General features: G+C 73.8%; 15 protein-coding genes. 7 read left to right on the top strand and 8 right to left on the bottom strand.

Annotation, left to right across the window (positions count from 1 at the left end; translation table 11 throughout):
• Positions 1 to 56 precede the first annotated feature (56 nt).
• The 7 genes from I6A81_RS30765 to I6A81_RS30735 all read left to right on the top strand — a co-directional run bounded on the left by I6A81_RS30765 (position 57) and on the right by I6A81_RS30735 (position 10,768).
• Positions 57 to 1,778, top strand: coding sequence for an N-acyl-D-amino-acid deacylase family protein (locus I6A81_RS30765; RefSeq protein ID WP_203000967.1), 1,722 nt, complete (start codon positions 57 to 59; stop codon positions 1,776 to 1,778).
• Positions 1,771 to 3,417 (top strand): ABC transporter permease, encoded by a 1,647-nt coding sequence (locus tag I6A81_RS30760; RefSeq protein WP_203000969.1) that lies wholly within the window; start codon positions 1,771 to 1,773, stop codon positions 3,415 to 3,417. Before I6A81_RS30765 ends, I6A81_RS30760 begins: the two co-directional genes overlap by 8 nt.
• Before the next feature lie 271 nt (positions 3,418 to 3,688).
• On the top strand, positions 3,689 to 4,777 hold the full coding sequence (locus tag I6A81_RS30755) for an ABC transporter substrate-binding protein (protein WP_203000971.1): 1,089 nt from the start codon (positions 3,689 to 3,691) through the stop codon (positions 4,775 to 4,777).
• 118 nt (positions 4,778 to 4,895) lie between these two features.
• Entirely contained in the window at positions 4,896 to 5,552 is a 657-nt protein-coding gene (locus tag I6A81_RS30750; RefSeq protein ID WP_203000973.1) for a helix-turn-helix domain-containing protein, read from the top strand.
• A gap of 402 nt (positions 5,553 to 5,954) precedes the next feature.
• Entirely contained in the window at positions 5,955 to 7,397 is a 1,443-nt protein-coding gene (locus I6A81_RS30745) for an aldehyde dehydrogenase (RefSeq protein ID WP_203000975.1), read from the top strand.
• A gap of 231 nt (positions 7,398 to 7,628) precedes the next feature.
• Entirely contained in the window at positions 7,629 to 8,795 is a 1,167-nt protein-coding gene (locus I6A81_RS30740; protein WP_203000977.1) for a 2-oxoglutarate and iron-dependent oxygenase domain-containing protein, read from the top strand.
• Positions 8,796 to 9,502: 707 nt separating this feature from the next.
• Entirely contained in the window at positions 9,503 to 10,768 is a 1,266-nt protein-coding gene (locus I6A81_RS30735) for an effector-associated domain EAD1-containing protein (RefSeq protein WP_203000979.1), read from the top strand.
• Between the two features lie 127 nt (positions 10,769 to 10,895).
• On the opposite strand, the gene I6A81_RS30730 is transcribed toward I6A81_RS30735, so the two are convergent.
• The 8 genes from I6A81_RS30730 to I6A81_RS30695 form a co-directional block, all read right to left on the bottom strand.
• Entirely contained in the window at positions 10,896 to 11,180 is a 285-nt protein-coding gene (locus tag I6A81_RS30730) for a hypothetical protein (protein ID WP_203000981.1), read from the bottom strand.
• Positions 11,181 to 11,950: 770 nt separating this feature from the next.
• A complete protein-coding gene (locus I6A81_RS30725; protein WP_203000982.1) occupies positions 11,951 to 13,114 on the bottom strand; it encodes an AAA family ATPase in 1,164 nt (387 codons plus the stop codon).
• Between the two features lie 13 nt (positions 13,115 to 13,127).
• Positions 13,128 to 15,611: a transglutaminaseTgpA domain-containing protein gene (locus I6A81_RS30720; protein ID WP_203000984.1), complete on the bottom strand. Its 2,484-nt coding sequence runs from the start codon at positions 15,609 to 15,611 to the stop codon at positions 13,128 to 13,130.
• Complete coding sequence (locus I6A81_RS30715; protein WP_203000986.1) at positions 15,608 to 16,864, bottom strand: DUF58 domain-containing protein; 1,257 nt, start codon at positions 16,862 to 16,864, stop codon at positions 15,608 to 15,610. Before I6A81_RS30715 ends, I6A81_RS30720 begins: the two co-directional genes overlap by 4 nt.
• Positions 16,865 to 17,149: 285 nt before the next feature.
• Positions 17,150 to 17,716: a dihydrofolate reductase family protein gene (locus tag I6A81_RS30710; RefSeq protein WP_203000988.1), complete on the bottom strand. Its 567-nt coding sequence runs from the start codon at positions 17,714 to 17,716 to the stop codon at positions 17,150 to 17,152.
• 121 nt (positions 17,717 to 17,837) lie between these two features.
• Positions 17,838 to 18,953 (bottom strand): TIGR03617 family F420-dependent LLM class oxidoreductase, encoded by a 1,116-nt coding sequence (locus tag I6A81_RS30705; protein ID WP_203000990.1) that lies wholly within the window; start codon positions 18,951 to 18,953, stop codon positions 17,838 to 17,840.
• Positions 18,943 to 19,659: a TetR family transcriptional regulator gene (locus tag I6A81_RS30700; RefSeq protein WP_238428482.1), complete on the bottom strand. Its 717-nt coding sequence runs from the start codon at positions 19,657 to 19,659 to the stop codon at positions 18,943 to 18,945. Before I6A81_RS30700 ends, I6A81_RS30705 begins: the two co-directional genes overlap by 11 nt.
• Positions 19,660 to 19,683: 24 nt before the next feature.
• Entirely contained in the window at positions 19,684 to 20,526 is an 843-nt protein-coding gene (locus I6A81_RS30695) for an enoyl-CoA hydratase/isomerase family protein (protein ID WP_203000992.1), read from the bottom strand.
• Positions 20,527 to 20,556: the final 30 nt, after the last annotated feature.

Raw genomic sequence — 20,556 nt, 5'->3', positions numbered from 1 at the left:
CCGGCGGCCCGGGCGGGAACGGCGACCTCACCAACGTCAGTGCCAAGGAGCCACCCGTGTTCGACCTTCTGATCGTCGGCGGCACGCTCGTCGACGGCACCGGCTCACCCCGCCGCCTGGCCGACGTCGCGATCACCGACCGGCGGGTGGCGGCCATCGGCGACCTGCGCGGCCAGCCGGCCCACCGGACCATCGACGCGTCCGGCCGGGTCGTCGCGCCCGGGTTCATCGACCTGCACACGCACTACGACGCCCAGGCGTTCTGGGACCCGACGCTCAGCCCGTCGCCGCTGCACGGGGTGACCACGGTCGTCGGCGGCAACTGCGGGTTCACGATCGCCCCGCTGTCGGACGACCCGGCCGACGGCGCCTACCTGACGCGGATGCTCGCCAGGGTCGAGGGCATCCCGCTGGAGACCCTTCAGCTGGGGGTGCCGTTCGACTGGCGCTCGACGTCCGAGTATCTCGACCGGCTCGACGGGACGCTGTCCGTCAACGCGGGGTTCATGGTCGGCCACTCGGCGCTGCGCCGGGTCGTCATGGGTGCCGAGGCGCTGGAGCGCGCCGCGACCGCCGCGGAGATCACCGCGATGTGCGAGCTGCTGGCCGACGGCCTGCGGGCCGGCGCGCTCGGCTTCTCGTCGTCCTGGTCGCGGACCCACAACGACGCCGAGGGCGGCCGGGTCCCCTCCCGGGTGGCGACCCGGGACGAGGTGCTCGCCCTGTGCGCGGTGTGCCGGGACTTCCCCGGCACGTCGCTGGAGTTCATCCCGCACGTCACCGCGTCGTTCGACGAGGAGATCCTCGACCTGATGGCCGCCATGTCGGTGGCCGCGCAGCGCCCGCTGAACTGGAACGTGCTGCCGGTCACCGCGGGCACCGCCGGCGACGCCGCCGCGAAGCTGGCCGCCGGCAGCCACGCCGCGCGGCGCGGCGGCCGGGTCGTCGCGCTGACCGCGCCGATGACGACCGCGCTGCGCCTCAGCTTCCACAGCGGCTTCATGCTCGACGCGATCCCCGGCTGGGCGGACGTGCTCTGGCTCCCGCACGACGAGAAGCTGCGCGCCCTGGCCGACCCGTCGGTGCGGGCGGCGCTGCTCGCCGGCGCGGCCAGCGCCGACAACCCGCTGCCGCACATCACCGACTGGGACCGCAAGGAGATCCTGGAGGTCTTCGACCCGGCGCTGCGCCGCGTCGTCGGGCGCAGCGCGGCCGAGCTCGCCGCCGAGGCGGGCACGACGGCGTTCGACGCGCTGCTCGACGTCGTCGTCGCCGACGACCTGCGGACCACGTTCGGTTCCGTCGTGGAGGAGAGCGAGTCCGACTGGACGGCGCGGGCGCGGGTCTGGCGCGATCCGCGCGCGGTCGTCGGCGCCTCCGACGCCGGCGCCCACCTCGACCTGTTCGCGTCCTTCCAGTACACGACGGTGCTGCTGGCGCAGGGCGTCCGCGAGCACGGCGTGATCTCGCTCGAGGAGGGCGTGGCGATGCTGACCTCCGTGCCGGCCGACCTGTACGGGCTGGTCGGGCGCGGCCGGCTCACGGCCGGGGCCTGGGCCGACATCGTCATCCTGGATCCGGCGACGGTGGGCGCCGGACCGGTCCACACCCGGTTCGACCTGCCCGGCGGGGCGGGCCGGCTGTACGCCGAGGCGACCGGCATCGACCGCGTGCTGGTGGGCGGCGTCGACATCGTCGTCGACGGGGAGTTCACCGCCGCGCGCGCCGGTCACCTCCTGCGGGGCGGCCGCGACACCCGGACGGTGGCGCTTGTCTGAGCACGTCCTGTCCGAGCCGGTTCTGTCCGAGCGCGCGTCGTCCGAGCGCGCGTCGTCCGGCCACCTGGGGGCCGCCGTCGGCGCGATCCGGCGGGGACCGTCCCGGCTCGCGCGCGCCGGCGGGTCGTCCCTGCTGCCCGTGCTCGGCGCGATCGCCTTCGTCGCGTTGTGGGAGTGGACCGGGCGGGCCGGCGTGTTCGGGAAGACCTGGCTTCCGTTGACCACCATCCTGGACGAGTTCAGCCGGCCCGGCCGCGCCGAGCTGATCGGCCGGGCGGCCCGCGCGACGTTCTCCCGGGCCGCGCTCGGCTTCGGCGCCGGCTTCGCGCTGGCGGTCGCGGCGGCGTCGCTGGGCTCGATCCTCCCGCGGGCGCGCAGCGCGATCGGCGGCGCCGCGATCGCGCTGAACTCGATCCCGTGGATCGCGCTCGCGCCGCTTCTCATGATCGTCGTGCCGCGGGACCGGACGCCGGTCGTCATCGCGGGGCTCGCCGTGTTCTTCCCGGTGTTCGTCACGGTCAGCGCGGGGCTGGCCGGCGCCACCCGGGGGCAGGAGGACCTGCTCGGCGCGCTCGGCGCGCCCCGGCGGCGGCACTGGCTGCTGGTCCGGCTGCCGACCGCGACGCCCTCGCTCGTGCTCGCGGTGAAGCTCGCCCTGCCATCGGCGATCATCGGCGCGGTGTTCGGCGAGTGGTTCGGGGCGAGCCGGGGGCTCGGGCTGCTGCTGCTCACCTCGATGCAGAACTACCGGCCGGCGCTGCTGTGGTCGGTCTGCCTGCTCATCGCCGCGGTGACGATGGTCGGGTTCGGCCTGCTCAGCCTGATCGAGCTGGGCGTCGAACGCCGGTTCGCGCTGCGCGCCACCGACACCGTCGCGCTGCCGCCGCGCTCCGGCGCCGGCTGGCGGGGGATCGTCGGCTGGCTCGCGTTCGCCGTCGTCGCGGTGGCCGGCTGGGCGGCCTACGTCCGGGTGAGCGGGGTGAGCCCGCTGCTCGTCCCGGCGCCGGGCAGGGTCTGGAACGAGCTGGCCGACGCCCCGGGCCTGTTCCTGCGCAGCGCGCTCTACACGCTGCGCCTGGGCCTCGGCGGCTGGCTGATCGGGCTCGCGGTCGGCGCGCTGCTCGCGGTCGCGACCTGGTGGTCGGGCCTGCTGCGCGGCCTGCTGACCCCGATGGTGATCGTCGCGCGGACCGCGCCGACGCTGGCGCTGCTGCCGGCGGTCGCGGCGGTGATCGGCTACAACGACTGGAGCATCGTCGCCATCTGCGTGCTGATCACCTTCTTCCCCGCCTTCGCCTACACCCTCAAGGGCCTGCGGATGTCGGCGGACGGCGCGCTCGACCTGCTCGCCACCGTCGGCGCGCCGCGGGCCCGCCGGTTCTTGTTCGTCGTGCTGCCGGCCTCGCTGCGCGACATGGTCGTCGCCATGCGGCTCACCGCCGGGGTCTGCGTGATCGCGGCGGTCGTCGGCGAGTACCTGATCGGTCAGCGCGGGCTCGGCCGGCTGTTCGCGGACGCGATGGGGCGCCAGAACATCGGCCGGGCGTGGGCGGTCGCGCTGTCGATCGTGCTGCTGTCGATGGTGGCCTTCGCCGCCGCCGACCGGATCGGCCGGGCGGTGTCGGCCCGGATGTCCTGACCCGCGCGCCCCCGCTGTCCTGACCCCCGCGCCTCTGCGCACGCCCTCGCGCCCGCTGTCCCACCCACCACCACGCTCCCGGCTTCTCGATCCCCGCGCCGCCCTCCCCACCCCGCGTCGCCCGCCACCTCCTCCTTCCTTCATTCCCGCCGCCCATTCCCCGCCGCCGCGCGCGTCACCGCGCCGGCGTCCCGGGCGCGCGCCGACGCCCGCCGCCGCGCCTCTCCCCAGATATTGATCTGATCAATCTTGCCTGCGAAGGAGTCAGACCATGACCAAGCCAGGGGCGGTCTCGTCCGCCCAGCTGTCCCGCCGCTCGCTGCTGCGCCGGTCCGCCCTGTTCGGCGGCGCCGCGCTGCTCGGACCGGCGGTGTTGAGCGCGTGCGGCGACGACGACGCGGGGGCGACCGCGGCCGCCGCGTCGGGTACCAAGGTCAGCACCGTGTTCTCCTGGGTCAAGAACGTCGAGTGGGCCGGCTTCTGGGTCGGCGACGACCAGGGCTACTACACCGACGAGGGCATCGCGCCGGACTGGATCGGCGGCGGCCCCAACGCGCCGGAGAACGTCCAGGTCCTGGAGGCGGGCAAGGCCGGGATCGGCCTCGCCTCCGACACCTTGAAGATCATCGACGCGGCGGCGCAGGGCGCGGACTTCGTGATGTTCGCGGCGACCCTGCAGGAGTCCCCGGTCGGCTTCGCCTGGCTGGACCCGAACATCAAGAGCATTCACGACCTGGTCGGGAAGACGCTCGGCGGGGACAGCTCCTCGCCCTCGATGATCGACGCCTGTTTCAAGGTGAACGGCATCGCGAACGACTACAACTTCATCCAGATCGGCGCCGACCCGGCGCCGCTGGCCAACGGCCAGGTCGACGCCATCCTCTGCTACACCACGAACCAGGTCAGCGTGCTGGAGGCGCAGGGCCTCACGGTGTTCTCCGCGACGCTCACCGAGTTCGGCGTGCCGCTCTACGCCGACGCGCTCATCGCCAAGCGCAGCTTCCTCGACGCCAACCACGAAGCCGTGGTCCGGTTCCTGCGGGCGACGATCAAGGGACACGAGAAGAACATCCAGGACCCGGAGCTGGGCGCCCGCCTGGCCACCGAGAAGTACGGCGTCGACCTCGCGCTGGACTACGACGGCCAGCTCACCGAGAACCGCAAGCAGATCGAGCTGTGGGTCAGCGACGTGACCCGGAAGAAGGGCGTCCTCTGGATGGACAAGGACTACATCGCCGGTCCGGTGTACGAGGGCATCCGGGCCGCCGGCCGCACCGAGCTGCCCGACGTGAACAAGCTGGTCGACCTTTCGTTCCTGACGGAGGCGTACGACGGGAAGACGACGCTGCTTTCCGCGTGACGACAGCGAGGTCACCGTGGGCCGCGGGCGCTCGTGCCCGGGCCGCCCGGTAACGGATCATGGCGGGTATGTTCGCCGGAGTCGATCCGCCCGGGGCACCGTCGAAGAGGGGTGAGGTGTGGGCGAGTCCAGCAGCGAGCTGAGCGCCCAGGTCGGCGTCGCGATCCGGCGCCGGCGCAAGGCGCTGGAACGGACGATGCAGGACGTGGCGCAGGAGGCGGGTCTCTCGCAGCCGTTCCTGTCCCAGATCGAACGAGGCCTCGCCCTGCCGAGCATGCGGTCGCTCGACCGGATCGCGCACGCGCTCGGCACCAGCGCGGTGTCGCTGCTGTCCAGCGGGCAGACGGGTGGCCACGCCGACGTGGTCCGGGTCACCGAGCGGGTCGGCCTGGTGCAGGACGAGCTCGACCCCGGCTCGAACGCCTCGGCCCTCACCCCCGCGAACCGGCAGCTGCGGGCGATCGAGTTCACCGGCGGCTGGCGGGAGTTCCAGCCGTACTCCGTCCATCACAACGACGAGTTCGTCCTCATCCTGGCCGGTGAGTACGTCGCCGACGTCGACGGGACGCACTACGAGCTCGGCCCCGGCGACGCCGTGTCCTACGCGGGCGGGATACCGCACCGCTACCGGATCGTCGGCGCCGGCCCGCACCGGTTCCTCGCCGCCATCGTCGGCGACGAGTTCGACGTCGTCGCGCGCGGCGACCAGCTGGCGAGCCTGAGCACGCCCGCCTCGCGCGCGATCAACAGATCCTGCGGCGACCTGTCGAACTAGGCAAGGACCGTCGGGCTAGTGCCGGCCCCGCCAAGGTTCGCCCTATGTCGACGTCGGACATGATCGCCGTTTCTGCCCTCTGGGGGTCGTGAACAGGGCCTCATCACAACCCCGTCGGGGCACAATCGGCGATCATGCGGAGCGGGCGGACGTCGGCGGTCACGGCACTGGGGGACCGCCGGGCCAGACAGGGCCCGTCGGGCCCGCGCCGGGCCGCGCGGCCGAGCCTGGCGAGCCGCCGCGTGCCACGGCCCGGCGGACCGCGCGCCGCTGGCGGCGCGGCGCGGGCTCCGGGCGGCCGGAACCTGGCAGCCCCACCGTGCCCGGAAGTCGCGCACGCCGCGACGCGCCGGCGCGGCCAACCATCGTGAGCGGCCAACCATCGTGAACCGAGGTGGCACCATGCACATCCACACCCGTCTCTACACGGACGGCGACTGGCTCGACCCGCTGGGCGACGGCACGATCGACGTCATCTCGCCGTACACCGAGGAGATCGTCGGGCGGGTCCCGGACGGAACACCGGCCGACATCGAGCGAGCGGTCGCGGCCGCCCGCGCCGCGTTCGACACCGGCCCGTGGCCGCGGCTGCCCGTCGCCGACCGCGCGGACCTGCTCGACCGGGCCGCCGACCTGCTGGAGCGGCGCGCCGCCGAGGTGGGCGCGCTCATCATCGCCGAGATGGGCTCGCCGGCCTCGTTCGTCGCGGCCGGCCAGGTGCCCGCGCCGATCGCGTTCCTGCGGGCGGCGGCCGCGCTGGCCAGGGAGTTCCCGTTCGAGGAGTACCTGGGAGGCGACGGCGGACAGACCCTGGTGCTGCAGGAGCCGGTCGGCGTCGTCGCGTGCGTCGTCCCGTCGAACTTCCCGCTTCTGCTCGCCGCGGCGCAGCTCGCGCCGGCGATCGTCGCCGGCTGCTGCGTCGTCCTCAAGCCGGCGCCGGAAAGCCCGCTCGACACCTATGTGCTCGCCGAGATCCTGCGCGAGGTGGGACTGCCTCCCGGCGTCGTCAACATCGTGCCGGGCGGCAGCGTCGCCGGCGCCCACCTGGTACGGCACCCGGACGTCGACAAGGTCGCCTACACCGGCAGTGCCGCCGTCGGCCGGCAGGTCGCCTCCTGGTGCGGCGAGCGGCTGGCCCGGGTGAGCCTGGAGCTGGGCGGCAAGTCGGCCGCGATCATCCTCGACGACGCGCCGCTCGAGCGCACCGTCGCCGATCTGCTGCCGATGGCGTTCCTGAATTCCGGCCAGGCGTGCGTCGCCCAGACCAGGATCCTCGTCTCGCGCCGCCGCCATGACGAGTTCGTGGACGCGTTCGCCGAGGCGATGACGGCGATGACGATCGGGGACCCGGCGGACCTCGGCACCCAGATCGGACCCCTGCTCGCCCGGCGCCAGCGGGACCGGGTCGAGGGCTATCTCGACCTCGGCCGGGACGCGGGCGCGAAGATCGTGGTCGGGGGCGGCCGGCCCGCGTCCCAGCCGCGCGGCTGGTTCGTCGAGCCGACGCTGTTCGTCGACGTCGACAACAGCATGCGGATCGCGCGGGAGGAGATCTTCGGGCCGGTGGTCTGCGTGCTCGACTACGACGATCCCGACGAGGCCGTCGCCATCGCCAACGACTCCGAGTACGGGCTGTCCGGCTCGGTGTGGACGGCGGACGTGGCCGCGGGCGTCGACATCGCCCGCCGGGTGCGGACCGGGATGGTCAGCGTCAACGGCGCGAGCCAGGCGTCCGACGCGCCGTTCGGCGGCTTCAAGAACTCGGGCATCGGCCGCGAGTGCGGCACGGCGGGCCTGCGCCTCTACCTGGAGACCAAGGCCGTCGGCATCCCGGGGTCGGGCTGAACCCGGCCGCGCCCGCCTGACCGGCGCCCGCGGTATCCGGCGAGCCGGCATTCCCCTGCCGGCTCGCCGGTCATTTCCCGGCCGGGGCCGCCGGCGCGACGTGACCGCCTTTCGACCGCGCGGTCTCCGCACACTCCGGTGTCCTAGATGTTTCGGCCCAGCCGCGCACGTTCATAGAACGACTTCTGATCGATATTCGATCTGAAACACGGTCCATGTCAGAATCGTGGCGTGGGAGACATCGACCGGCCGCGCCGGACCGATCGGGAGAGTTCCGCGCCGACCGCGCGGAAAGGACTCGCCGCACCCACACTGTCACTGCGTGGAATAACCAGGGAGTCGAGTTCCGCGTTCCGCTCCATCGTCACGGCGGTCGACGACGCCTGCCGCGACGCGGGATTCTTCTGTGTCGTCGACCACACGGTTCCGGCGGCGTCGACAGCCGCCGCCATCACCGCCTCGGCGCGGTTCTTCGAGCTGCCACAGGAGGTCAAGGAGCGCAGCCGGGCGCGCGCCCACCCGACCCTTCGCCGCGGCTACGTCCGGCTCGGCGGCGAGAGTCAGGCCGCCGCGACGGCCGTCACGCCCAGGTCAACGCCGGGCGCCGCCGGAACGACGCACGCCGCCAGCGGACCGGCAGCGACCGCCGCCAGGGCGGCGTCGACCGGGCCGGGCGCGGGCCGCGGCCCGGCCGCGGCGGGCGGCGCCCGCGTTCCGGATCTCTCCGAGACCTACTGCCTGGCCCCGCACGGCGGACCCGCGAACACGGACAGATGGTCGGCCGCCGACGTGTGGCCGGATCAGGACCTGTGGTGGTTCCGGGCGGCGCTCGAGCCGTTCCGGGCCGCCGTCGACCAGCTGGGCCGGCAGCTGCTGCGGGTGTGCGGAGCCGCCCTGCGCGACGATCCGACCGCGTTCGACGAGATCTTCCGGAGACCGCTCGGCGGGCTGCGGGTAAATCACTACCCATCGTTCGAAGGACCGGTGAAACCGGGCGTCTGGCGAGCAGGTCCGCATACGGACTATGGATTTCTGACACTGGTCGCGGTCGACGGCCAGCCCGGTCTGGAGATCTTCCGGAACGGCGCCTGGCTACCGGTCGACGTGCCAGCCGGCGGATTCGTCGTCAACGTGGGCGACCTGCTCGCGGCCACCAGTGGCGACCGGTGGAACAGCACCTGGCACCGCGTGGTCGCGCCGGCCGGTCCCGGCCGGCAGCCGGCGCGGACCAGCCTCAGCTACTTCCAGTTCCCCGACCACCGCGCTCCGGTCGTGGGCCAGTGCGCGTCGGCTCGCGCGGGCACCCCGGGATGGACGGCGGGCGACTACCTCGCGGCGAAGATCGGGCTGCTGTTCGGCGGCGGAGAGGCCCAGACCGACCAGGCAACGGGCGGCTGACGGAGACGGCCGCCGGCGACGAGGTCCCCCAGCTGGGCCCACCCCGTGCTCGGCACCGTCCACACGCTCGTGGCCAGCGACGAGACGTGCCCCGCCAGGAACGACACGTCCGTGCCAGACCGACGACCCGCGCCCCGCTGAGGGAGAGACCCCCGATCCCAGCGTCGGCGTCAGGTCACAGTCGTGGTCAGCCGATCGGCGGGCCGAGTGCCCGGGAGGCCGTGATCGGTTTGGCGTACTCCTCGCCAAACGAACCAAACAACGACGACGGGAGCAGACCACGCACCCCCACCGACCGCATCGCGCCACGGTCCACCCGAGACAGGAACCGGGGACCATCGCGCCCCGGGCTCAGGTCCGATCCCCGCCCGGCTCCGGGACGCTTTCGGGCCTCCAGGAGACCGAACAGGGAGCGCGATGCCTCTCAACGCATTGGAGCGTGACAGCCGGGTAAGGCCGGCAAATGATCAAAGTCTGGTACGACGTGGAGGTCGCCGATCTCCGCGAGGACAGGCTGGCCGCTGACAGCCAGCGTGCCTGACCATCGCCTCGGTTCTGGTCCGGCACGCTGCCATCCAAGACGACAGCGGGATGTGTCACGCTGTCGTCGTGCAAGCGGGGGACATGGTGCGGGGCATAGCGCGTGGCATAGCGCGGTACACCTGGCCGGCGATTACCGCCGTCAATTCTGGTGACGGCTCGTTGACATGCTGACCGAACAGGAGGTCGCGGAGCTCGCCGAAACGTTCAGCCGTCCGGAAGAGATTCGAGCCCTTCTTGACCAGATCGGGCTGACTCCCGGCCAAGCCCCCGGCGGTCTGGGAGCCCTGAGCGCTCTCATGTACTGGGGCGAGGTGAACAGGGAGCTCGGCAAGGGTCTGCTGCCGAACGGTGCCGACGCCATCCGGCAGGCCGTAAGACGTCGGTATCCACATAACACTGTCTTCGGAGACGGCGGCGCCGGCGCCAGCCGACATCTGACGGTGCCGACCAGCCAGGCCGAGGACGCCGAAGAGGCGGATCGGCCCAGCTCGCCCTACCAGGCCGATCCGAACCCGACCTCGCCGAAGCAGATGAAGCACTGGAGCTGGGAGCATCCGCGCGGTCGCTGGCTGGCGGGGGCCGTGGTGGTCCTGGTGAGCGTCATCGTTCTCGTGACGGTGTTCAACACGAGGGAGGGGCCTGACCCCGGCCCGCGGACGGGCGGGCCGTCCACCGGAGCGCCGTCACCCAGCGGGCCGCCGGTGGGGGGGCCGCCGACCAGCACAACCGGCGGCGAGGGCGGCACAGCGGCGTCGGGAGTCCAGGACTCGATCACCTCGCCCGCGGACGGCGCGGCCGTGGGGCCTTGGATCCAGGCGTCCGGCACCTCGCGAGGCCTCCAGACCGGTCATGGGCTGATGCTGATGATGCTGGTCGTCGACCTGGGTACGTACTACCCCTGGCACCCGCTCGTCGTGGAGCCGGACGGGAGCTGGAAGGGCGTCATCTATGTCGGCGGGGGTGCGAACGACGGGACGTCCCGTGAGCTGAGCCTCGTCGCGCTGACCCCGGCCGGGCTCGCCGCCATCGACGACTACTACCGGCGGCAGGGGGCGTCCGACGCGGTCGTGGGGATCGCGAGCAACCAGATGTCGGCGGACATGCGCGTCGTCGATTCGGTGCGGATAACCCGCGGGCCCGACGCCACGTCCCCGCGGCTGCGACCGGTGAGCGGGCCGACCGGGGACAGGGACCTCGACCACTTCTGCCAGTGGCTGGGCGACCAGAAAGCCTATCCGGCCCAGGGGTACCAGGTCGCCTGGGACACCTGGCGCTGCGAACGCAACGGCGACCCCGCCGTCAACGACGGCGACCCCGCGATCAACATGGTGCAGGCGTGCCAGTGGGCCCACCCGGACCTGCCCATCGCCGACGCGAGGCCGGACGACGAGAACGACGCCCAGAGCTGGAAGTGCTACGCCCTGGAGTGACCCGCCGGGCCTGGAGTGACGCGCCGGGCCGGGACGGGCCTGGGCTGGCCGGCCACCGGCCGCGCCGGCGGGCGTGGCCGGTGGCGGCGACGCCCGGGCGGGTCCGGCCCCGCGCGTGCCCAACGCGCTATCCGTAGCAGCGCCAGCCGTAGGCGCGTCCGCTCGGTGAGGCGGCTCGGACGCTGCCGGCGTAGGCCCAGCCACAGGCGGCGCCGAAGTTGATCGGCTGGTTGTTCGCCTCGTCGGTCCAGCATCTCCAGTTGCCCTCGGCCGGGCCGTCCAGCCCCTGGGTCGGGACCGCGTCGGCGAATCCGAGTGACTGGCAGTAGGCCGAGAGGCTGCGGTCGCCGCTGAACCCGCCGAGGTCGGTGAGCTCCGGCTCCTCGGAAGGCGTCGCCGTCGGCTCGGGCACCGGGGACGGGCCGGTGGTCGGGCTGGGCTCCTGTGTCGAGGTCGGTGCCGTGCTCGGCGCCGTCGTCGGGCTGGCCGACGGCGACGGCGTGGAGACAGGTGAGGGCGGCCCCGCGGGCGGCGACGGCGGCTGGTTCGAGGGCGGTGGGACGGTCCCTGGCTCGGCGCCGGTCGGCGCGGCGGAGGACGGCGCGCCGGAGGGCGGCGCGCCGGAGGGCGGCGGAGGGCCGGTGGCCTCCCCCGTCGTGTCCCCGTTCCCCGGACCCGGCTGGCCCGCCGGCTGCGCCGTCTCGGGCGGGGCCGTGGTGGGGTTCAGCGTCGGCGCGGCCGGGGGTGGCTGGCCGGCGGCCGACGGCGCCGCGCTGATCGGGCTCGACGGGGGAAGACCCGGTAGCGGCGACGCGGATGGGGCGAGCGAGCCCTCCGGCGCCGGGGCCGGGGCCGTCCGCCGAGGCGGCGTCGACGGCGGCGGCGCGGGGGTGGGTGCCACGGCCGAGGCCGCGGGGGTGGAGGTCGGCCCGGTCGATCCGGCCGGGCCGGTGGGCGGGGGCGCGGACGCGGTCAGCGCCGGCGGCGGGGACGCCGACGCGGAGGGGAAGGCCGAGGGCGCCGGCGTCGTCTGCGCGACCGCCACGGGCAGTGCCCGTGGCACGTCGGTCCGGGTCATCGTCGTCGAGTCCGTCCGGGTCACGGCGGCCACCAGTGCCGCGGTCACCACGAGCGGGCAGATCGTGGCCAGCGCGGCGGCCCGCGCCACCCCAGGCCGGCCGCTCACCTCGACCGGCCCCGGCTCCGGCCCCGGTCGCGCGCTGGCGGCGCCGCCGGTGGCGGGGCCTGGTCGCGCGCGCCGGGAATGCTGCGCAGCACGTCGTTCACGACGTCCTCGCTGGTCACCCCGCTTCTGAGCAGCACCGGCGCGAGCTGGAGCCGATGCGCGAGCACCGCGACCGCGACCTTCGTGAGGTCACAGGGCTCGACGACCCTGCGGACATCGGCGGGCGCGACGATCGGCTCCGGGCCGGGGGCCGTCCCGGCCTTCGGGGGCTCGTCGACGCGGCAGGCGGCGGCGACCCGGGCGGCGCGCATCAGGGCCACGGCCGCCCGCGGGCTGGCCCCGCACCGCAGCCAGGGCCCGGGCATCGAGGCGGTGATCCGCTCGCCCCGCCAGCCGTCCGGCAGCTCCGTGCCCTCCGCGAGCTTGCGGGTCTTGTCGACGATCTCGAGCGCGCGGCGGTAGACAAGGTCCGAGGCCGTAACGCCAGCCCGGGCCCAGTCGATCATCTCCAGGACGCGCGGGCCGTCCAGCACGGGCGACAGGTCGTCCGGCCCGGCTCCGGCGGCGTCGTCGCGCAGGATCCGCAGCTCGTCGGCCTCGGCCGGATACCCCATCGACAGCCGCATGAGGAACCGGTCCAGCTGCGCGTCCGGCAGGGGGTAGGTTCCCGCGGCGTCCAGCGGGTTCTGGGTGGCGACGACGAAGAACGGCCCGGACCGTTTCTCGTCCGGCAGGGGGTGGGTCTGGCCGTCGAAGCTGACCTGGCGTTCCTCCATCGCCTCGAGCAGCGCGGCCTGGGTGCGCGGCGAGGCCCGGTTGATCTCGTCGGCGAGGACGACGTTGGTGAACAGCGGCCCCTTGTGGAAGGGGAACCGGTCGGCTGCCGCCGTGGCCGACTGGTCGTACACGGTCATTCCGGTGACGTCCGTCGGCTGCAGGTCGGGAGTGAACTGGATGCGTTTCATGTCGGCGCGCAACGACGCGGCGATGGACCGCGCGAGCAGCGTCTTGCCGACCCCCGGCCGGTCCTCGACCAGCAGGTGCCCGCCGGCGAACAGGCAGATCAGCGCGAGGTCGACGGCGGCGTCCTTCCCGCGGACGACCCGCCTGACGTTCTCGGCGACCAGCGCGACGTCCGCCGCGAACCCCTCGACGTCCATGGTGTGTCCCCCGTCAGTGCTGTGTTGGGTCTCTGGCCGCGCTCGGCGTGGCCGCCTGGCGCGCGGCGGTCGCGAAGTGGCTCCGGTACTGCTCCGCGCGCAGCGCCTGCGCCGCGGTGACATCGGTCAGCCCGGCGTAGAGGATCTGGCCCGCGGCGACGCGCAGCGCGTGCAGCTCGCCGGCGGCCGGCGGGAGGACAGACTCGGCTCGCCGCACGGCGTCGGCGGCGGTCGACGGCGCGTCGACGGCGGACGGCTCGACGGCCGCCAGCGCGTCGAGTGACCCGTACCAGCCGGCCAGCACCCGATCCGCGGGGCTGGGGGCGACGGCCGCCCGTTCCCGTTCCCGCGCGGCCTGGCGTGCCTGCGCCCGCCGCCGCAGAACGCGCCACATCACGATCAGGAACATGGCGAGCAGGACGAGCAGGAACAACGGCACGAGGACGGACAGCACATCACGGGACACCGACAGCGCCGCGCCGACCGCCGGATCCTCGACCCGGACCGGGGGCGTCGCCGTCGGCAGCCGGCCGGGCGCGGGCCCACCGCCGCCGGTCAGCGGCGGCTCCTCGGGGAGGCGGCCTCCGGCCGCTTCGTTGGTCGTTATCTCGGACCGCTCCGACGTGCCGACGAAGAACGGTAGCCATCCCGTCCCGGAGACGTAGATCTCGGCCCACAGCCGGGCGTCCCGGCCCGTGACCGTGTCTCGCCCGCCGGCGCGCGCCCCCTCGTCCTCGTCCCGGTCCCCGGTCGGCGTGAACCCGACGGCGATCCTCGCCGGCAGCCCCGCGGCGCGGGCGGCCAGCACGAACGCGGCCACGGCCTGTCCCTGACTCGCGGTGGCGCCGTCCAGCGCGACGGCGGTCAGCGCGGCGCAGCCATAACGGCCACCGGCAGCCGCCGTGGCCGGCGTGGGCACCGCCACGGCTGGCGTCGCCGCCGCCGGTGCCGCGGTGGCCGGCGCCGGTGCGGCGGGGGCGTCGGGCACCGGGCTCAGCAGGGCGGCGATCCGGTCGCTGAGCCCCAGCGCCCACTCCCTGACGGAGTCGGCGTCGCCCCGGCCGGCGAACGTCGCCCCGGCGGCGCTCACCAGGGACGCCGCGGCCCGCGCGCAACCCGGGGGGATGTACCCCGTGTCCGCGCGCTTCGGGTCACCCCCGGCGGGATGCACCGGGGCCGCGGTGGTTCCCAGCGGCCGGGCGACCTTCGCCGTCACGGTGTAGCCGCCGCCGGGGCCGGGCTCGGCGTCGTCGCGGACGAGCAGGCCCACGTCCGGGTCCATCCAGACTTCCAGGCCGCGGATCTCGGTCGCCTGGTCGAGGGTGGGCAGGAACACGCCGCCGAGGTCGATCAGGTCGACCGCCACCCGCACGGTCGTGTCCCGCCGCGGCGCGAGGCCGGGCGGGTCGACGTGGCGCCCCATCCTGCGGAACGACCCGGCCGGTGCCCATCGGACACCGTCGAAGCTGTCGAGCGTCGCCAGCCGCCACCACCGGCCGCCGGACGGGTCAGCGGTGAACAGCCGGCTGTCGGGGGCGGCGCGCCACTGGTCGTAGGCGCCGAGCACGTCGAAGTTCAGGTCGAGCGGCCGCGGCCGGACGCGGTCCCGGATGTCGTGGGCGTCGCCGAGCGGATCGCGGGCGGCGCCGCCGGCCGTCAGCGCCACGGCGGTCACAGCGGCGACCACCACCAGCGGAAGCGCCCTGCCGACGACGAAGGACGGGAGCCGTGACAGGCCACGGGCCGCTCGCCGCGCGGATGTCCCGGCTGCCGTGGCATCGCCCGCGGCGCTCGACGCGCGCACCCCGTGCCAGCCGCTGTCGGCCCCGGCCGCCCCGGCCGGTCGCGCGCCGGGCTCGCGCCGCGCGACCGCGAGCAGGGCCACGGCCCCCACCACGGCCGCGCCCGACAGAAGGTGCCGGTCGTCGCCGGGTGTCGACAGCGCGAGCGCGAGCACCCACGCCGACAGGGACGGGAGGGCCGGCAGCGGGCCGCGGCCGGTGCGCAGCGCCAGCTCGGCCCCGGTCCAGGCGGCGAGCCAGGCCAGCAGCGCCGGCAGGATCAGCACATAGGTGTGGTCGGGGGCCGGTGGCAGGTACTCCAGCAGGCGGGTCCCCCCGTCGGTCACCCCACTGGGAACAGCCGAGAGCTCGTCGACGACACCGCCGCCGACGCCGGCCCGGCCGATCAGCAGGCCGAGGCCCGTCAGCGCGAAGCCCAGCAGTGACACCAGCGCGGCCGGGCCGACCCCCCAGCGCAGGCGGTGGCAGACGGCGGCCAGCGCCGCGGGGGCCGCGGAACAGACGCCGACGGCCACGATGAGTCCTTGGCCGTCGACCGCCGGCCAGAAGGAGACGACGACGCAGACCCCGACCGACGCGGCGACGACGGCCTGGCAGAACGCCTGCGTCCCCGTCGGCCAGCGTCCCGGCGCGCCGTCGCCCCGCCGCCGCGCGGCGCCGGTATCCCCGCCCGGCGGCGTCCGCGTTGTCTTCACCGGCGCGGCCGCTCTTCGCGCGCGAGCTCGGGCCAGATCAGTTCCAGGCTCTCGGCGTCGGCTATCTCGACTGTCTCGGCGAACCGGCCGCCGGCCGGGACGCTCGGCCCGCCGGCTGCGCGCCGCGTCCAGGGCCGGCGCCGTCCCCCGGGGCCGCCGGTCCGGCGGGCCCGGCCGGGGCCTGTCACCTGGAGCGTGAGCGCGCGCGCGAACTGGCCGGCGTGGGGGCGGTCGTCCGGGAGGGAGCCCGCCCCGTGCGGGCCGGTGACGACGATCAGCGCGCTGCCCCGGGCGTCCGGAGGCACGGCCGCCCCCGGTCGCGGCGCCCGCCGAGCGGCGAGCCGCACCTCGCTGAGCACGTCGCGCGCCGTCCACGGCGTCTCGGGCGTCCCCGGCGCGGGCCACAGCAACTCGCCGTCCGCGTACAGCCGCACCGGGCAGCCGCCGGCCAGGTGCCCGACCACCACCGAGGCGGCGACGTCGACCGCCCGCTCGAACCGGTCCGCGACGGCCTCGCGGGCACCCCGGGTGCCCGCCCACCAACGCCGACTCGACGCCCCGTAGGCGGACGGCGACGTGTCGAGCCCGACGACGCAGGCCGAGACCGCCGGGTCGACGAAGGTCTTGACCATCAGCTTCGTGGTCCGCGCGAGCGACGGCCAGTGAATGCGCCGCGCGTCGTCGCCGGGACGGTACTCGCGCAGCCGGTCGACCGTCACGACGCCGTCCGGCAGCTCGCGCGCGACGGACCCGTCCAGGTGCCGGGCGTCGGGCGGGCCCAGCGGCGCGAGCGCCACCTCGCGTGGCCATACCCGCAGCGCCGTCGGCTCTCCGAGCGTTCTCCTGGTGCGCAGGAGCCCGAGTGGGTCCGCTCGCGACACCTCGACCGGCCCCAGGCGGTGGTAGCCCCGGCGCGGCGCCCGCAGGCTGATGGACCGGGCGGTCAGGTCGCCGCGCGCGAGCCGGGGGGTCGCGATCTCGAGCCGCCTCGTACCCGGGAGTGCCGCGACGACGACCCGGCAGGGGGCCGAGCCGCCGCGCGCGGCGTGCGCGCGCAGCTCCAGTGTCGTCGCCTCGCCTCGGCGGACCACGGCCGGTACGACCGCGAGCGTCACGTCCACGGTGACAGGCCGGGCCACGACGAAGGCGGCGGCGATGATGGCGGCGGCCGCGCCGCCCGCCGCCACCGCGACGAGGGACGGATAACCGAGCAGCGTCCCGACGACCGCCGCCGCCATGACGCAGAAAAGCATGGACGCGCCGGAAGGCGAACAGGCGAGCCGTCTCGCGCGCACTCTTCCCCCGAAAAATCGCCGTCACATGACCGACTTTTCGACTTTTTACCACGCGCCGGCGGCCCACAAGCGGAACAGGTCCCCAACGCGCGGAGAGCACCGCCGTTTTCCGGCCCGGGCGCGCCCAAAACGGCGCGATGCCGCCTTTTCCGGAAATTCCTCTCCGTTTCGCGTCCCGGGTACGCGCCGGCCTCGGCGTCGTGGCGGAGTCGCCGGGCCCGCGCGCCCAGGGGCAGCCGGCCTTCAGGCGGTGACGTGGCCGGGCTGGTAGCGCAGGGCGACCGCCCCCGACTGGAACTCCTGGCGCCCCACGAGCTTCAGCTCGAGCCGCTCGCTCAGGCCGGCGAACAACGTCGGCCCGTGACCCGCCACGACGGGCTGCACGACGAACTCGTACTCATCGATCAATCCCAGGTCCGCCAAGGCCAGCGGGAGGGTCACGCCTCCCACGAACAGGCCCCTGCCGGGCTCCTGCTTGAGCTCCTGAACGGCTTTCCCCAGGTCGCCCCGTACGAGCTCCGCGTTCCAGTCGACCTGGTCGAGCGTGCCCGACACGACGTACTTCCTTGCCCTGTCGATCGTCTCGGCGAAGGGGATCGTCCAGTCAGCCATCCAGTCCGGCCATGTTCCCGTCGCCGGCTTCCGCCACGCCTCCTCCATCATCTCGTAGGTCACCCGGCCGAAGAGGAGGGCATCGGCTCGTTCCAGACCGGCGGCGTGATGGCGATGCAACTCCTCGTCCGGAATGCCCACCCGGTGGTCGCAGCAGCCGTCGAGGGTGATGTTGATCGAGTATCGGAGCGGTCTCACAGGTTGCTCTCCTTGCCGCGGTCGCGGACATCTGGCGGACCATAATCAGACCCACGCCGCCGCCCTTTCTCATCGGTCCCCCCTGTTCGGACCCGCTCAGGGCGCGAGGACCGCGCACCCGTCACGCCGGAGGACCGGCCGCCCTGTCCCGCGAGTGCCGGTCGAGGGCGCCACTGTCGAGGGTGGCGCTGACGAGGCTGTCGCGTCCCCGGGCTTCATGGGCGGTCGCCGCCCTCTGGAGGGCTCGCACGGATTCCCGGGCCTCCTCGTCGTCCGGGCCGGACAGCAGGCCGATCTGGATCCGGTCGACCAGGTCTCCATAGCGGCGGAGGACTTCGGGCGCGAAGTCCTCGGTCTTACCGACGATCGTGAAGGTGCGCAGCACGTCGTCGTCGATCAGGTCGCCCATCGCGTGCCACTGTCCCTGTTTCGACAGCCGGGTGAGCTCGGCTCCCAGGTCTGCCCAGCCGTGGTGTTCCAGGACGGGGCGGTAGGCGGGAGTGGAGGCGTAGAAGGCAAGGGTGTGCCGGACGCTCTTGATGTTCGCCTCGACCTCGGCGTCGTTTCGCCCGAGCGCGCTGAAGATCGGGACGCTGACCTCGATCTCGGACCGGGAGCGCCCGGCCCGCTCGAGGCCGCGGGCGAGGTTGACGAGCGTCACGTCGCGTAGGTAGTCAGGCGTGGTGAAGCCATGGGCGAGATAGCCGTCGGCGACCTCGCCGGCGACGGTGGTCATGACAGGGCCGACGCCGGCAAGAAAGATCTTCGGGGCGCCGTGCGGGCTTGGCCCGTGGTTGAACATCGGGGTCATCAGCGTGTGCTGGTAGAAGTCACCCTCGAAGGTCAGGGGCGAGTCGTTCTGCCAGGAATCCCAGATCGCGCGCAGCGCGGCGACGTACTCGCGCATCCGCGGGGCCGGGCTCGACCAGGGCATCGAGAACCGGCGGGTGATGTGGGCCCGGATCTGGCTGCCGAGGCCGAGCACGAACCGGCCCTCGGACTGGCGGTGCAGGTCCGCGGCCGTCACCGCCACGGTCATCGGGCTGCGCGCGAAGGCGACCGCGATGCCCGTGCCCAACGTGATCCGTTTTGTCGCCGCGGCGGCGTGGGTGAGCGGCAGGAAGGGGTCGTGCGCGACCTCGGCGTGCAGCATGCCGTCGAAGCCGGCTGCTTCGGCCCGGCGGGCGACGTCGACGGCATTCGTCAGATCGCACTGCACGATCGCGTCAATCTTCATACTGATTCCTCTTTCCAACGACACGACCGGAGGGACCGCCTGAATTTTTCGGATCGCCGCCGGGCTCGGCGGGCTCGCCCGCCAGATGACGGCGAAGCACGGCGAAAGCTGCCGCGACGTCCGTGGCGGAGGGGTAGTCCGCGCCCGCGGCCAACCATTTCTCCGTACCCACCCGCGCGGCGCACAGCGCACTCCCGGCCAGGACACGCGCCTGGAAGAGATCGACGTCCGAGCCGGCGAACCGGGGCGCGATCGCCTCGGCGATGGCGGTCTCCCAGTCCAACTGCGTTGCGCTGGAGTGCGCCCGCACCGCGGGCACCTCGGCCCGCAGGCGGGCATCAAGGATCAGGACGTCGCGGTGTCTGCGCCAGCCCTCCTGGATCGCGAGCAGGGCGTTACACAACGCGGTGAACGGCCCCTCCTCCGCCGGGCGGGCCTCTATGGCGGCCAGGATCGCCGTGAGGTGGCCCTGGCGCACGCCGGCGACGAAACAGCTCTCCTTCGAGTCGAAGTAGCGGAAGAACGTCGACCGGCTGATCTCGGCCTGGTCGCAGATGTCCTCGACCCGAACCGCCGCCAGGCCGCGTTCCGTGACGAGACGCAGCGCGACATGGGCGACGTGATCGAAGGTGCGTTCCTTCTTCCGCTCACGAAGCGAACGCTTCGGCCTGTCCACCGCTCCAGGCCCTGGTACGTCGGCTGCCATGCCGGCTCTCCCCTCGCCCCGGGGTCAGGAGTCGCTGTAGCGCGGGGTACGCCGCTGTAGGAACGCGCTGATCTGTTCTTTCTGGTCCTGGCTGTAGGAGGTCAGGACCTGAGTGCGGTTCTCCAGGTCGATACCGGCCTGTAGGCTGCCGACCTCCAGCTGGCTCCAGCTGACCTCCTTGGTCATCCACACCCCCATGGGACTGTTGGCGCAGATCAGCGCGGCCGTCTCCAGCGCCGCGTCCACCACCGCGCCGTCGTCGACGACCCGGCTGACCAGGCCGATGCTCAGCGCCTCGTCCGCCTCGACGAACCGGCCGGTGAGCATCAGCTCATGCGAGCGCCCGGCCCCGATCAACCGGGGAAGCAGCCAGCTCACCCCGATGTCACAGCCCGACAGGCCGACCCGGACGAACGCGGCGTTGAACCTCGCCGACCGCGCGGCGACCCGTACGTCGCTGGCGAGCGCCAGCGCGAAACCTCCACCGGAGGCCGCGCCGTTCACCGCCGCGATCACAGGCTGACGAAGGTTGCGCAGCTTGGGAACCAGGGACGCGATGGCCTGCTGGACCCGCATCGCCGCCTGCGGGCTGGAGCCCGCCCGGCCGGGCCTCGGCGGATCGTGCAGGTCGAGGCCCGCGCAGAAGCCACGGCCGGCCCCGGTCAGCACGACCACCCGGCAGTCGTCGTCCATCGACACCTCGTCGAGCACCGCATGCAGATCCCGAACAAGGTCGCCCGACATCGCGTTGAGGCGTTCCGGCCGGCTGAGCGTCACCAGCCGCACCCCCGGGGCCGGGACCTCAGTCCGTACGGTCCGCTCCGGCTCCGGAGTGCTCCGCAGGTACAGCTCGCTGTTGGCCAGCACCGCCGCCTCCACAATGTTGCACCGATGTAC

It is taken from the genome of Frankia nepalensis (assembly GCF_016786325.1).
Lineage (GTDB): Bacteria > Actinomycetota > Actinomycetes > Frankiales > Frankiaceae > Pseudofrankia > Pseudofrankia nepalensis.
Note: the sequence above shows the minus strand (reverse complement) of the source record. Positions and strands in the feature narration are given on the sequence as shown.